Below are 14,982 nucleotides of genomic sequence, written 5' to 3' on the forward strand. Positions count from 1 at the left end.
GAAAAATGAGGGAAGCTGTCATTGTCGCTGGTGCTAGGACACCGGTTGGAAAAGCAAAAAAAGGGGCATTAGCCAACATACGACCGGATGATTTAGGAGCATTAGTAGTAAAGGAAACATTGAAGCGGGCCGGAAGCTATGACGGACATATTGATGATGTCATTATTGGCTGTGCTATGCCTGAGGCAGAACAAGGCTTAAACATTGCAAGAAATATCGCGGTGCTGGCAGGGCTCCCCTATACAGTGCCGGGAATAACCATTAACAGGTTTTGTTCTTCAGGGCTGCAGGCTATTGCTTATGCAGCTGAACGGATCATGCTTGGGCATGCGGAAGTCATTATCGCAGGAGGAACAGAATCAATGAGTCTTGTTCCAATGACTGGAAATGTATTCCGGCCAAATGCAAAGCTTGCCGAGGAAGCGCCTGAATATTACATGAGCATGGGACATACAGCCGAGCAGGTCGCACAAAAATACAATATCAGTCGAGAGGAACAAGATGAATTTGCTGTGCGGAGCCACCAAAAAGCAGCATTAGCAATTCAAAACGAAGCATTTGCTGAAGAAATCGTTCCTGTAGAAACCACGATCCGAACAGTTGATGCTAATAACAAGCTGCAGGAGAAAAAAACAATATTTCGCCAAGATGAAGGGGTTCGACCAGAAACAACAAAAGAGGCTCTTTCATCTTTAAAACCGGTATTTGCAGTAAACGGATCTGTAACGGCGGGAAATTCTTCGCAAATGAGCGACGGAGCGGCTGCCGTTATGGTAATGGATCGAAAAAAAGCGGAAGAGCTTCAGCTAAAGCCGCTGGCCAAATTCCGTTCTTTTGCTGTAGGAGGAGTGCCGCCTGAAGTGATGGGAATAGGCCCTGTCGTTGCGGTGCCAAAAGCGCTTGAATTAGCAGGTCTTGAACTTTCCGATATTGGACTCATTGAATTAAACGAAGCATTTGCTTCACAAGCGATTCAAGTAATTAGAGAACTCAAATTAGACGAAGAGAAAGTAAACGTAAACGGAGGTGCCATAGCTCTTGGACATCCTCTTGGATGTACAGGTGCAAAATTGACATTAACTCTTATCCACGAAATGAGAAGAAGAAATGAACAATTTGGATTGGTGACGATGTGTATCGGCGGAGGAATGGGTGCAGCGGGAGTTTTCGAGCTTCTATAAAAAACCAAAAGGTTAGGTTTTCTACACATGATGGAAAATGACATGGAGTCTTCGAACTTATTTATGAATCCAAAAGGGGGAATATTGGGTGGCAAACAAAACAGAGGCATATATAAAGGGCGGAAGCTTCATCATGGAAGAAATTCCTTTTGATCGGATCTTCACGCCGGAAGACTGTACAGAAGAACATAAAATGATTGCGAAAACAGCTGAAGATTTTGTCCTGAACGAGGTTGTTCCTTTTATTGACCGTCTTGAAAACCATGAATTTGATATTTCGGTGAAATTGCTGAAGCAAGCTGGCGAACTTGGTCTGCTCGCAGCAGATATTCCAGAAGAATATTCCGGACTAGGTCTTGATAAAGTAAGCTCTGCTCTTATTGCAGAACAATTTTCCCGCGCAGGGGGCTTCTCAATTACATTTGGAGCCCATGTAGGCATTGGCTCGCTTCCAATTGTATTGTTTGGAAATGAAGAACAGAAGAAAAAATATTTGCCCAGCCTTGCAGTCGGTGAAAAAATCGCTGCATATGCATTAACGGAACCAGGATCAGGATCAGATGCTCTTGGTGCAAAAACTACAGCGAAGCTAAATGAGGCAGGAACACATTATATTTTAAACGGAGAAAAACAATGGATCACAAATTCAGCTTTTGCAGATGTTTTTATCGTGTATGCAAAGGTGGACGGCAAACATTTCACAGCATTTATTGTTGAAAGAGATTTTCCGGGTGTTTCAACAGGTCCTGAGGAAAAGAAAATGGGGATCAAAAGCTCTTCAACAAGGACATTGATCTTAGACAACGTTTTAGTGCCAAAAGAAAATGTTTTAGGGGAAATCGGCAAAGGGCATAAAATTGCCTTCAATATTTTAAATATCGGACGATACAAATTAGCCGTCGGGGCAATCGGAGCCTGCAAGCGCATCATCGAATTGTCGGTCAAATATGCGGTGCAAAGGAAACAATTTGGACGGCCGATAGCCCAATTTCCGTTAATCCAAGAAAAGTTGGCCAATATGGCGCTGAAGCTTTATGCAATGGAAAGCTCAGTCTATCGAACGGTTGGATTGTTTGATGACCGGATGAGTTATTTAACACCTGAAGAGCAAAAGGATGGAAATGCTGTTGCCCAATCGATTGCTGAATATGCGATCGAATGCTCATTAAACAAAGTATTCGGTTCTGAAACGCTTGATTATATAGCGGATGAAGGAGTTCAAATTCATGGCGGATACGGATACATGGCGGAATATGAAGTGGAAAGGGCCTATCGCGACTCCAGAATTAACCGCATTTTTGAAGGAACGAATGAAATCAACCGCTTGCTTGTTCCGGGAATGTTTTTGAAAAAAGCAATGAAAGGGGAGCTACCTCTTCTTCAAAAAGCACAAAGCCTTCAAAAAGAACTGTTGACATGGATGCCGGAAGAAATCGGCGATGGCGTATTGGAGCAAGAAAAATATTTGTTGAAACAAGCGAAAAGAGTGACGCTTTTGCTGGCAGGTGCTGCAGCTCAAAAATTTGGCCAATCCTTGCAGCAGGAACAAGAGATTCTTGCAAATATCGCGGATGCGGTAAATAACGTTTATGCGATGGAATCCGCTATTTTGCGCACAGAAAAGGCCATTGTGAACTCAGGAGAAGAAAAGAATAAACAGAAGCTTCTTTATACACAAGTGTTTGTGCAAGAAGCGTTTCAGGAATTAGAGGCGAATGCAAAAGAAACGATTGTTGCGATCGAGGAAGGAGACGACTTGCGGATTCTTCTCTCTGCTCTAAAAAAATTGATGCGACAAATCCCTGTAAATGTCATTAAGAAAAAACGCCAAATTGCAGCTAGAGTGATTGAAGAGGAAAAATATATAGTATAGCTGCGGGACTTAGGGGTGTCTAATAAGTCGTTTTTACGGCTAATTGACACCCCCTTTAATGTTTTAGAAACGTTGATATATTGGTGTTTATGATCTTTTGTTTTCAATGGGGATTTGACTTTCTGGACAGCTCCAAAAATTTATTGATCAACTGTAGTTGAGCAATTTTCATTACAATAATTACCATGTAAAAAGAGACAAACGGAGTACCCCTTATGCCACATGGAGCTGTTTTTTAACGACATCAATGGGAATATCTTGCTTCGCTGCATGGTAAATGAACTCGACGAGACTATGCCCTTTCTTCGTTCGGAGAAGATCAAGCCCAGTAGAGAAATCCCGGTTGGACTCGACCATACTGTACACATAAGCGAGTTGCACCAAGATCCAATACCGTTTCACCGCCCGACGTTGACGAACGCGGTACCCATCGAGCTTCAGCTGGTCTTTCGCTTGTCGAAAAAAGCATTCGATCGACCAACGCTGGGCATAGTAGCGCAAGATCTCTTCATCGCTTAGCTCCCGGTCGGTGCTCAAGACGCAGTGAAGATGTTCGGGTGTCATCGGCTGATCGGCTTTCCAAGCCAACAACACAACGGCATCATCGAGACCTTTCAGCGATCCCTCGTAGCGATACACGCGATAACGCTCTTCTCCCACCGTGACGAGATGGGTGTCGTTCGGTTCGATATAGCGGGCAAACTGTTTGGCTTGGATGGCGATGCCTTTCGGATAGAGAATCCGGTTCGTTTTGAGCATCGCGATGACGTGAAATCCTTTTTTCAGACAGGCTTCCACGAGCGCTTGCGATGGATACCACGAATCCATCAGCACATAAACGGGACGGCGTACATCCAAAGAAGAAAGCATCTCGATCGCGAGTTCCCCCTTGCTTTTCCCAGCCGCCTTGTCGTAGAGGCGGAACGCAAAGGGAAAAGCCTGGGTCATCGTATGAACCATGAGCCAAACAAGAGAATGTCCCCAGATCGACTTTTTCTCTGTGTGAGAATAGTGCCAATCACACCCTTGAATGGCGTGCGTTGCCCGTGACGAAGGCTTGATTTTTTGGCAAATCGTATCATCGATCGAAACAAAAAGGGGTTGATTTTTCTGTTTGGCGATCCGTTCGACACGATGAAGCATCCATTGCTGGAGTTTGCGAAGCAGCGTCTCTTCATCCCAAGGGCTTTTCGTGAAAAAATGGCTGAGTGTCGTTCGATGATTGGGGTGAAAGCTCCAATGATGAAGATCGGTCAACGTTCCAGAAAAGCCTTTCGTGATCATCGCATCCACGATATGAACGAGATGCTTCATGACAGGTTTTGAAAAATAAAGTGCCAACCCCAACATCGTGAAAAACTTGTGGATTCCTTGATGATGTGCTAATCTATTCATGAGACATGAACCTCCTTGTGTGAATGGTTTGTTGGCACATCTATTCTAACCAAGGAATCGGGTTCATGTCTCCTTTTTTGTTCGGATGTAAATTTATGTTAGTGAATTTGCTCATCTACAGTGATCAAGTTATTATGTTTGTCCAATTCGGATATGATAAAATATTATTGGTGTTGTATGAAGGAGGTGAGAAGGAATGGCTTTAACAATGTACTGGTATCCGAAGTGCGGAACTTGCAGAAAAGCGAAAAAATGGCTGGAAGATCACGGAATTGATTTTCGTGAAATACATATCGTGGAAAATCCTCCTTCTAAAGAAGAGTTAAAATCCTTTTATGAAAAGAGCGGATTGGAGTTAAAAAAGTTTTTTAACACGAGCGGTCAAAAATATCGTCAATTAGGTTTAAAAGAAAAAGTAAAAACAGCAACAGATGAGGAGCTCTTTGATTTGCTCGCATCAGACGGTATGCTCATTAAGCGGCCGATTGTTACCGATGGGGAAAAGGTGACCGTTGGCTTTAAAGAAGAGGAATTTGAGAAGATTTGGGGAAATTAAATTTAGAAAAGATTCTATTTAAATAGAATTCTTATATAAAAATGATAATTGGAGGGAATGACATTGAATACACCAAAAGAATTGCGTTATTCTGAAGAGCATGAATGGGTAAAGGTGGAAGGTGACAAAGTAAGAATTGGGATCACTGATTTTGCGCAGTCTGAACTCGGTGACATCGTATTTGTTGAACTTCCAGAAGTTGGAGATGAAATAGTCGCTGACGAACCTTTCGGTAGCGTTGAATCAGTGAAAACAGTTTCTGAGCTTTATGCCCCTATCAGCGGAAAAGTTGTTGAAGTGAATGAGGAATTGGATGACAATCCTGAATATGTAAATGAATCTCCTTATGAAAAGGCTTGGATGATTGTTGTTGAACCAAATGACATTCAAGATGTTGAAAAATTAATGACAGCTGAAGAATATGAAGAAATGGTAAAAGAAGACTAATATGAAACCCCCGTCTCCCTTTGAGAAGGGGGTTTCCTTGTGCGCCCGGCATGGGTGTAATCTATAGGGTGAAAGTCCCGAGCTGCGAAGGCAGAAGTAGCAGTTAGCTTAACGCAAGGGTGTCCGTGGTGACGCGGAATCTGAAGGAAGCGAGCGGCAAACTTCCGGTCTGAGGAACACGAACTTCATATGAGGCTAGGTATCACTGGGTGAGTTTGCAAGACAAAACAAAGCCCTTTCTGCCGAAGGTGATACAGAGTAAATGAAGCAGATGGATGGAAGGAAAGATTACACTCTTACCCGGGGAGGTCTGGCTGGCACGCCAAGTAACCTTGGTAACCTATCTAGTGATAGATAGCTGAACAGTCAGAAGTCAGCAGAGGTCATAGTATTAGTTGGTCTAGAACAACTAAGAAGGACCGAACAATTAAGAGAGAATAGCCCTTGGCATTCAGTGAGTCATGATGAACACAGAAAACGTAGTACCTCACTTGAGGGAGGAAGCGGTGAATCCCGTGGGAGATCTCTTGGAGGGTGGAGTGACCACTGGCATAAAGAGAACAGCTATTCACGGAAGTTATAAAGACTTGCGTCAATTATCTTAATTGAACCGCCGTATACGGAACCGTACGTACGGTGGTGTGAGAGGACGGGAGTTAATCGCTCCCTCCTACTCGATTTCTTTATTAATGGAAAAGTGCGGACAATCAAAGTATTTTGTGTGAAGGAATCAACCACTTCATTTAGAATAAGTATATATCAAAAAGCATCTATAAGCAGGTGATAACAATGGCACTGATAGAAATTGAGAAAGTTATCATTGTTGAAGGAAAGTCTGATAAGAAAAAAGTAGAGAAAATTATTAATGAACCTGCTGAGATTATTTGTACAAATGGCACGTTAAGCTTGTCCAAGCTCGATGAATTGGCGGAAAGCTTATTTTTCAAGGATGTTTATATTTTAGTCGATGCGGATGAAGCAGGAGAAAAATTGAGAAAACAAATTAAGCGGGAGCTTCCGGAAGCCAACCATCTATATATAGACAAAATGTACCGTCAAGTTGCATCCGCACCTGAACAGCATATTGCCGCCGTCTTGCTGAGAGCAAATATTGATGTACATGCAAGATATTTATCATAAATGTGGAGTGTGTTCAATGATTGAAATAACAAAAGAGCAATTAGATGCGATTAGCGATGAAGAGAAAACCATTATATTTTTATATACACCTTTTTGCGGGACGTGTAAATTAGCTAAAAGCATGCTGGAAATTGTAGAAAAAATCATTCCTTCCATAAACATATATACGAAAGATTTGAATTATATCCCTGAATTTGCCGAAAAATGGAAAATTGAAAGTGTTCCATGTTTATTGATCTTTGAAAAAGGACAAATTGCCGAAAAAATATATGCGTTTCATTCTATTGACTATTTATATCAAAAGTTAAAAAGTTTTTCTACCATATAATTATATTTCCTGAGAAATATGTCAGTTTTTTCTAGAAAGCGTCGACAACTCCCAGCAGGAAGAAGGAAAGCTAGAAAGAATGAGTAAAATAAAATATTTGCTGGGGGGTTGTCAATGTTTGATTTTTTATTAGAAAAGGCAAATGATCATCATTTTTTAAAGCCTTTATTTCCGGCACATCCTATGTTTATTGCTTTTGAGTATGGCCAAAGCATTTATTGTTATCAATTGGATTTGGAAGGATTAAGACGAGTTGATGGGAATATCGAATCCATTGATGTAAAAATTATAGGAAATGAAGAGCAAATGGAAGAGCTCATTACAGGCCAGCTAAAGCTCCAACAACTAATGAAATTGAAAGCAGTAAAAGTTGAGGGGAGATTTCGGGATATTTTAAGATTAGAATCTGTCTTGTCTTTATTGGCCTAACAGGTTAAAATAGAGTAAAGATATCGGAAAAGAATATATTGACACAATGTTTGTTGAATGGTACAATCTCTCCCAGTTAGTTTGTATTGTTTAAAATAATGTTTTAATAGAAAAATAGCGGGTGCACATGTACAATAAAGCTTTGTCTACAATTGCGTTGAAAAAAAGGAAGGTCAATTGAATGTAATCGTGCCTTTCTGCATCTGTGCAGGAAGGCTTTTAGTATTAAACCGAAGCTGCTGCATGTGTGAAAGAAGGTGTAAACTTGATTTCTCTCAACGGTGTTACAAAAATTTATCATACGAATCATAGCCAAGTAAAAGCTGTCGATCAAGTTGATCTTCAAATCCAGAGCGGAGAAATTTTTGGGATCATCGGATACAGCGGTGCTGGGAAGAGTACATTAATACGCTTGTTAAATGGTCTTGAAAAGCCGACAAATGGGACAGTTGAAGTGGCGGGAAAAAGAATAGACCAAATTAAAGGAAAAGAACTGAGATCCGCCAGAAAAGAGATTAGTATGATCTTTCAGCATTTTAATCTATTGTGGTCAAGAACAGTGCGGGAGAACATCGCTTTTCCATTAGAAATTGCCGGCATGAAGAAAAGCGATCGGCTCAAAAGAGTTGATGAACTTATTAAACTAGTAGGTTTAGAAGGAAAAGAAGATGCATATCCCTCGCAATTGAGCGGAGGACAAAAACAAAGAGTCGGCATTGCAAGAGCTCTTGCGAACAATCCGAAAGTTCTTTTGTGCGATGAGGCGACTTCTGCTTTAGACCCTCAAACGACTGATTCCATCCTAGATTTGCTTGTAGATATTAACAAGCGATTAGGTTTAACGATTGTTTTGATCACCCATGAAATGCATGTAATTCGAAAAATTTGTCATAGAGTGGCTGTGATGGAAAACGGGAAGATTGTTGAACATGGTGATGTGTTGACGGTTTTCCGAAATCCGAAGGCTAACATTACAAAACGATTTGTTAAACAAGTTACAGAACCTGATGAAACAATGGAAACGATTGATTACCTGCTTGAAAAGTACAAGCATGGAAAGGTTGTCAAACTTACCTTTGTAGGAGACAGAGCGGAGCAGCCTATGATTTCAAAAATCATTAAAGAGTTCGATGTAGAGGTTAATATTTTGCAAGGGAAAATTTCACAAACTCAAAGTGGATCCTACGGGACGTTAATCATCCATTTTGATGGAGATGAAACTACAGTTGAACAAGCCATTGAATTTATTCGCAATCAACAAGTGGAGCTGGAGGTGATTGCGAATGTTTGAGACATTGTTGCCAAATGTAAAATGGGACAAAGTCATTGATGCAACTTATGAAACGGTTTATATGACAGCTGTTTCTGTATTTGCTACATTTTTTCTCGGAATTATTTTAGGTCTTTTATTGTTTTTAACGTCAAAGGGGAACATGTGGGAAAATCGGTTTATCCACTCGTTTGTTGCAGCAGTTGTCAATGTATTCCGTTCAATTCCCTTCATTATTTTGATCATTTTGCTGCTTCCTTTTACAAAAGCAATCGTTGGTACCATTTTAGGGGCTAATGCTGCACTTCCTGCACTCATCATTGGTGCTGCGCCTTTTTATGGAAGGATGGTGGAAATTGCACTGAGGGAAGTTGACAAGGGGGTGATTGAAGCTGCAAAATCGATGGGAGCTACAATGAGCACAATTATTTTCAAAGTACTGCTTCCAGAATCGATGCCTGCTTTAGTTTCAGGAATAACTGTCACAGCAATTGCGTTGGTAGGTTATACAGCCATGGCAGGCGCCATTGGTGCCGGTGGTCTTGGAAACCTTGCCTATTTAGAAGGATTTCAGCGTAATCATAGTGATGTAACATTTGTTGCAACTGTACTCATATTGATTATTGTATTTATCATCCAATTGATCGGCGATATGATTACAAGAGCAATTGATAAGCGTTAAACGAAGGAGGAGAATAATATGAAAAAATGGCTTTTAGCGACTGTTTTAGGTGCTACGATGATATTTGCTTCTGCTTGCGGAGGTGGTAGTAATCAGGGAGGCAGCTCCGGCGGCTCTGACAATGAGAAAAATGAAGTAATTAAAGTTGGCGCATCTCCTGTTCCACATGCAGAAATTTTAGAGGAAGCAAAACCGCTTCTTGAGAAAAAAGGATATAAATTGAAAATTGAAGAATTCACTGATTATGTATTGCCGAATAAAGCTTTAGCGGAAAAGGATATTGATGCAAATTACTTCCAGCATATCCCTTACCTTGAAGCACAGAAACAAGAACATGGATATGATTTTGTCAATGCCGGCGGAATTCATATTGAGCCAATTGGCGTATATTCAAAAAAATATAAATCTTTAGAGGAGCTTCCGGATGGAGCTACTATTATCATGAGTAACTCAGTTGCTGACCATGGACGCATGCTGTCAATGCTGGAGGAAAAAGGTTTAATTAAGCTGAAAGATGGCGTTGATAAAACGAAAGCGACAGTTGATGACATAGCAGAAAACAAAAAGAATTTGAAATTCAAAACAGACATCGAAGCGCCAATGTTGACGAAAGCTTATGAAAACAATGAAGGCGACGCTGTATTAATTAACGGGAACTTTGCTCTGGATGCAGGACTTGACCCATCAAAAGATGCCATTGCTCTTGAATCGCCAAAAGACAATCCGTATGTAAACGTCATTGCTGTCCGCAGTGAAGATAAAGACTCTGAAAAAATTAAAGCTCTTGTAGAAGTGTTACAATCAGATGAAATTAAAGAATTTATTCAAACAAATTATCAAGGCTCCGTTATTCCTGCTGAATAATCAATTGGGAAGCTGTGCATATTTACGCACAGCTTCTTTTTTTGGATCAAGCTGAGCTGGTATTGTTTGGACAAAATTTCATTTAAGAAAAATCGTACGAACTTAGGTGAAATTTATGCAGCCAAAAAAGCAAATAGAAAGTGCTGTTCATTTCAATTAAGCGCATCAGCAGAACATAAGAAAGGGAATGGGGCATTTACTCAACATAATTTTACAATTGCTTGTTTCAAAAAGGTTGAGCTATCAATAGCATGAACGATCAGTGTCAAATGCAAGATGAATATTGTATTTTTTCTCTCCAGCGGGAATGCAGCCGAAAGGAAATATATGAAGCAGCAGGATTTGCACCAGCTTTCGAAGAAGGAATTGTGATGAGCTTAGCGGCCGCATTTAGAACGGAATGTTTTGCAAGAAAAACAAATAAAGATGTAATTTTCAGTATTTTGGAGCATTTGTAAGATTGAACCTTTAATCCTTTCTCATTGGCTTAAAATGGGTTTTAAGCTGTTTTAATCAGCGATACAGCAGGTTGCTTGCAAGCTGTAATCATTGCTAACATTAAATTGTATAAAAAATGAAAGGATTGGTTCATTATTTATTTAAACCAAGAAATGATAGACATTAAATTTACGTCTGAAATGGAAAAAGCAATGCATCAATTTCACGGAATGGGATATAACGAATATAGGAGAACACATAAGAAGCGAATGAAGGTTGAAAGAAAAAGAGAACGAAATTACCGCAGCAGCCAAATTGTAACAGCTAATCTGAAAGGGAAATTGTTTTTGTCTACGCTAAACTAAATCAGCCAGTCAGCAAAGACTGGTTTTTCTTTTTATTGAATACATACAACAAGTTTGTTTGAATGATACTAAGATGACTATATACTTTGTTCCTAAAAATTTGGTAATATGAATAATGTTGTGAGATATTAAAAGGTTGTATTCACTTTTAATTTGTTATAAAATAATAATGAGAATAAATTGAGAATGATATTAATATTTGACCTATAGATTAATGGAGGTATTGGTTATGTCAGGATCTACATTAACGATTAAAGATTTGCATGTTTCCGTAGAAGGGAAAGAAATTTTAAAAGGTGTGAACCTTGAAATAAAAGGCGGAGAAATTCATGCGATCATGGGGCCGAACGGAACAGGAAAATCAACTCTTTCCTCCGCGATCATGGGACATCCAAAATATGAAGTGACACAAGGATCCATAACTCTCGACGGACAAGATGTGCTTGAGATGGAAGTAGATGAGCGTGCGCGTGCAGGACTTTTTCTTGCCATGCAATATCCAAGTGAGATCAGCGGAGTCACAAATGCTGATTTCTTGCGTTCAGCTATCAACGCCCGCCGAGGCGAAGGCAACGAAATTTCTTTAATGAAATTTATTCGCAAAATGGATGAAAAAATGGAATTTCTTGAAATGGATCAAGGGATGGCGCAGCGATATTTAAATGAAGGATTCTCGGGCGGTGAGAAAAAGCGGAATGAAATACTTCAATTAATGATGCTTGAGCCTAAGATTGCCATCTTGGACGAAATTGATTCAGGCTTAGATATTGATGCGTTGAAAATTGTTTCCAAAGGTATCAACGAAATGCGGAGCCCTGAGTTTGGCTGCCTGATTATTACACACTATCAACGTCTGTTAAACTATATTACACCAGATTTTGTTCATGTTATGATGCAAGGAAGAATCGTGAAATCCGGCGGAGCAGAACTAGCTCAGCGTCTTGAAGCAGAAGGATATGACTGGATTAAAAAGGAATTAGGCATCGAAGACGAAACAGTAGGGCAAGAAGCGTAAGCGTTAGGAGGATCAAAATGACTGTAGAAACGAAACTACCGTTTGACCAGAAATATATAGAAAATTTCTCCAAACAGTTAGGAGAACCGGACTGGCTGAAAGATCTTCGCTTGCTTGCTCTTGCAAAAGCTGAAGAGCTTCCATTGCCAAAGCCGGATAAAACCAAAATCGACAAATGGAATTTCTCACAGTTTTCTAAACATGTCGTTTCCAGCAGCACTCTATCTTCTCTTGATGAGCTGCCGGAAGAAGTAAAAACGCTTATTGAGGCAGATGAAGAACATAAAAATCTTTATATACAACGTGACAATACACCTGCCTTTTTGACAGTCTCTGAAGATTTGAAAGAAAAAGGAGTTATTTTTACTGACATTCACACGGCTGCGAAGGAACACGGAGACTTGCTTAAGCAATATTTTATGAAAGATGGAGTAAAAATTGATGAACATCGGCTGACAGCTTTGCACGCAGCCTATTTAAACGGCGGGGTCTTTGTGTATGTGCCGAAAAATGTAGAAGTGGAAAAACCTCTTCAGGCGGTTTTTATACATGAAAACCCTGAAGCCAATTTGTTTAATCATGTGATCATCGTTGCGGATGATAATAGTTCTGTTACGTATGTCGAAAACTACATCTCGACCACCGAAACAGAGGGTGCTGTGTTTAATTTAATTACCGAAGTTATCGCCAATACTAATGCGAAAGTTTCCTACGGTGCGGTTGACAATCTGACTGAAAACATCACAACATATGTGAACCGCCGCGGGGTTGCTGGACGCGATGCAAAAATTCTTTGGGCATTAGGATTAATGAATGACGGCAATACGATTTCTGAAAACACAACAAATCTTGTCGGAGACGGTTCTATAGGCGATACAAAAACAGTTGTTGTTGGGAGAGGAAGCCAAATTCAAAACTTTACGACGAAGGTCGTTCACTTTGGCAAACATACCGAAGGCAACATTTTAAAACATGGTGTTATGAAAGACAGTGCGACGTCCATTTTTAACGGCATCGGCAAAATTGAGCACGGTGCATCGAAATCAAATGCTGAGCAGGAATCCCGCGTTTTAATGTTAAGTGAAAAGGCAAGAGGAGACGCAAATCCGATTTTGCTCATTGATGAAGATGATGTTGTCGCCGGCCATGCCGCATCTGTGGGACGTGTTGACCCGATTCAGCTCTATTATTTAATGAGCAGAGGAATTTCAAAATCGGAGGCTGAGCGATTAATTATTCATGGATTTTTAGATCCTGTTGTAAGACAAATGCCGATTGAAAGTGTAAAAAACCAATTGACAGAGGTTATTGAAAGGAAAGTTCGGTAATGGATATTAAAGAAATTCGCAAACAGTTCCCGATCCTTAGTCAAAAGGTCAACGGCCGCGATTTAGTTTATTTGGATAATGCTGCAACATCGCAAAAGCCAAATGTCGTCATTGATGCAATCACAAAATACTACCGCGAGTACAATTCAAATGTGCATCGCGGTGTTCATACACTTGGTACAAAAGCTACAGATGCCTATGAAGGTTCACGGGAAAGAGTTCGTCAATTTATTAACGCAAAATCCGTCCAGGAAATTATTTTTACACGGGGAACAACAACAGGACTAAATATGGTGGCACAGAGCTATGGAAAGGCCAATTTAAATGAAGGCGATGAAATTGTCATTACGTACATGGAGCATCATGCCAATTTAATTCCATGGCAGCAAGTTGCAAAAGAAACAGGAGCTACGTTAAAATATATACCACTAAAAGAAGACGGAACTATCTCGTTAAGTGATGTTCGAAATACGATTACAGCCAATACGAAAATTGTTTCGATTGCGCTCGTATCCAATGTTCTTGGCACGATCAATCCAGTAAAAGAAATAGGCGAAATTGCTCATCAAAACGGAGCTGTTCTTGTCGTAGATGCTGCTCAAGGAGCACCACATATGAAAATTGATGTTCAAGATTTAAATTGTGATTTTCTTGCTTTCTCGGGACATAAAATGTGTGCTCCGACAGGAATCGGTGTTCTATACGGAAAAAAAGAGCTGCTCGAAAATATGGAACCGGTTGAAACCGGCGGAGAGATGATTGATTTTGTCGGTTTATATGAATCTACATGGAAGGAGCTCCCATGGAAATTTGAAGCTGGTACACCAATTATTGCCGGAGCAGTTGGATTAGCCGCAGCAATTGACTTTTTAGAAGAAATTGGACTTGAGAATATTTTCAATCATGAACATAGACTTGCCCAATATGCATTGGAGCAATGCTCAAATATTGAAGGCATGACAATTTACGGACCGAAAGAACGGGCTGGGCTCGTTACCTTCAACCTCGAAGGCATTCATCCTCATGACGTGGCAACTGTTCTGGATGCGGAAGGTATTGCGATCCGAGCCGGGCACCATTGCGCCCAGCCATTGATGAAATGCTTAGAAGTATCAGCGACAGCACGGGCGAGCTTTTATCTATATAATACTGAAGAAGAAATTGATTTATTCATTCGCGCAATTCAAAAAACAAAGGAGTATTTCGGCAATGTCATTTGATAATCTTGACACATTGTATCGTCAAGTCATTATGGATCACTATAAAAATCCTAGAAATAAAGGCTCTCTTCAAGACAGCGTTACGGTTGACATGAACAATCCAACCTGCGGTGATAGAATTCATTTGACAATGAAAATTGAGGATGGAAAAGTCATCGATGCGAAGTTTGAAGGGGAAGGCTGCTCCATTTCGATGTCATCGGCATCCATGATGACCGAAGCGATCAAAGGACAAACGATTGAAAATGCTCTGAAGCTTTCTAAAATCTTCTCCGATATGATGCAAGGCAAGGAATACGATGATGATATTGATTTAGGAGATATTGAAGCATTGCAAGGCGTTTCAAAATTTCCAGCTCGAATCAAATGTGCAACGCTTGCCTGGAAAGCGATGGAAAAAGGTGTGCGATCTGAAGTCGAGTGATAAAATTTAAATTAGATTGGAGTGAGA

The 14,982-nt window shown here is 40.3% G+C and carries 16 protein-coding genes; 15 read left to right on the plus strand and 1 reads right to left on the minus strand.

What is annotated here, in order from left to right:
* Positions 1-5: 5 nt before the first annotated feature.
* Together NSU02_RS04625 and NSU02_RS04630 are read left to right on the plus strand one after the other, a co-directional pair.
* Positions 6-1,181: an acetyl-CoA C-acetyltransferase gene (locus NSU02_RS04625; protein WP_339194476.1), complete on the plus strand. Its 1,176-nt coding sequence runs from the start codon at positions 6-8 to the stop codon at positions 1,179-1,181.
* A gap of 133 nt (positions 1,182-1,314) precedes the next feature.
* Positions 1,315-3,054: an acyl-CoA dehydrogenase family protein gene (locus NSU02_RS04630; protein WP_063386989.1), complete on the plus strand. Its 1,740-nt coding sequence runs from the start codon at positions 1,315-1,317 to the stop codon at positions 3,052-3,054.
* A gap of 213 nt (positions 3,055-3,267) precedes the next feature.
* On the opposite strand, the gene NSU02_RS04635 is transcribed toward NSU02_RS04630, so the two are convergent.
* Positions 3,268-4,449: an IS701 family transposase gene (locus NSU02_RS04635; protein ID WP_311066339.1), complete on the minus strand. Its 1,182-nt coding sequence runs from the start codon at positions 4,447-4,449 to the stop codon at positions 3,268-3,270.
* A gap of 196 nt (positions 4,450-4,645) precedes the next feature.
* On the opposite strand from NSU02_RS04635, the gene NSU02_RS04640 reads away from it, so the two are divergent.
* From NSU02_RS04640 to sufU, 13 genes are all read left to right on the plus strand, one after another.
* A complete protein-coding gene (locus NSU02_RS04640) occupies positions 4,646-5,005 on the plus strand; it encodes an arsenate reductase family protein (protein WP_066249190.1) in 360 nt (119 codons plus the stop codon).
* 63 nt (positions 5,006-5,068) lie between these two features.
* On the plus strand, positions 5,069-5,452 hold the full coding sequence (gene gcvH / locus NSU02_RS04645) for a glycine cleavage system protein GcvH (protein WP_063386938.1): 384 nt from the start codon (positions 5,069-5,071) through the stop codon (positions 5,450-5,452).
* A 789-nt stretch (positions 5,453-6,241) separates the two neighbouring features.
* A complete protein-coding gene (locus NSU02_RS04650; protein WP_063386937.1) occupies positions 6,242-6,592 on the plus strand; it encodes a toprim domain-containing protein in 351 nt (116 codons plus the stop codon).
* 16 nt (positions 6,593-6,608) lie between these two features.
* Entirely contained in the window at positions 6,609-6,920 is a 312-nt protein-coding gene (locus NSU02_RS04655) for a thioredoxin family protein (RefSeq protein ID WP_327862665.1), read from the plus strand.
* Positions 6,921-7,034: 114 nt separating this feature from the next.
* Complete coding sequence (locus NSU02_RS04660; RefSeq protein ID WP_339194480.1) at positions 7,035-7,349, plus strand: SCP2 sterol-binding domain-containing protein; 315 nt, start codon at positions 7,035-7,037, stop codon at positions 7,347-7,349.
* Positions 7,350-7,614: 265 nt separating this feature from the next.
* Positions 7,615-8,640 carry a methionine ABC transporter ATP-binding protein gene (locus NSU02_RS04665; RefSeq protein WP_063386934.1) on the plus strand — a complete coding sequence of 342 codons (1,026 nt, stop codon included), beginning with the start codon at positions 7,615-7,617 and terminating at the stop codon, positions 8,638-8,640.
* Positions 8,633-9,301: a methionine ABC transporter permease gene (locus NSU02_RS04670; RefSeq protein WP_066249196.1), complete on the plus strand. Its 669-nt coding sequence runs from the start codon at positions 8,633-8,635 to the stop codon at positions 9,299-9,301. The genes NSU02_RS04665 and NSU02_RS04670 overlap by 8 nt, the downstream gene beginning before the upstream one ends.
* 18 nt (positions 9,302-9,319) lie before the next feature.
* Positions 9,320-10,165: a MetQ/NlpA family ABC transporter substrate-binding protein gene (locus NSU02_RS04675; RefSeq protein WP_339194483.1), complete on the plus strand. Its 846-nt coding sequence runs from the start codon at positions 9,320-9,322 to the stop codon at positions 10,163-10,165.
* 251 nt (positions 10,166-10,416) lie between these two features.
* On the plus strand, positions 10,417-10,623 hold the full coding sequence (locus tag NSU02_RS04680; protein WP_339194485.1) for a hypothetical protein: 207 nt from the start codon (positions 10,417-10,419) through the stop codon (positions 10,621-10,623).
* 574 nt (positions 10,624-11,197) lie between these two features.
* Positions 11,198-11,983 (plus strand): Fe-S cluster assembly ATPase SufC, encoded by a 786-nt coding sequence (gene sufC, locus NSU02_RS04685; RefSeq protein ID WP_063386930.1) that lies wholly within the window; start codon positions 11,198-11,200, stop codon positions 11,981-11,983.
* Between the two features lie 17 nt (positions 11,984-12,000).
* Positions 12,001-13,311 carry a Fe-S cluster assembly protein SufD gene (gene sufD / locus NSU02_RS04690; RefSeq protein WP_063386929.1) on the plus strand — a complete coding sequence of 437 codons (1,311 nt, stop codon included), beginning with the start codon at positions 12,001-12,003 and terminating at the stop codon, positions 13,309-13,311.
* Positions 13,311-14,531: a cysteine desulfurase gene (locus NSU02_RS04695; protein WP_339194488.1), complete on the plus strand. Its 1,221-nt coding sequence runs from the start codon at positions 13,311-13,313 to the stop codon at positions 14,529-14,531. The genes sufD and NSU02_RS04695 overlap by 1 nt, the downstream gene beginning before the upstream one ends.
* Positions 14,521-14,955 (plus strand): Fe-S cluster assembly sulfur transfer protein SufU, encoded by a 435-nt coding sequence (gene sufU / locus NSU02_RS04700; protein WP_063386927.1) that lies wholly within the window; start codon positions 14,521-14,523, stop codon positions 14,953-14,955. The genes NSU02_RS04695 and sufU overlap by 11 nt, the downstream gene beginning before the upstream one ends.
* The last annotated feature ends 27 nt before the right edge of the window (positions 14,956-14,982 follow it).

Source organism: Aeribacillus sp. FSL W8-0870, from assembly GCF_037963755.1.
Taxonomy (GTDB): Bacteria; Bacillota; Bacilli; order Bacillales; family Aeribacillaceae; genus Aeribacillus; species Aeribacillus composti.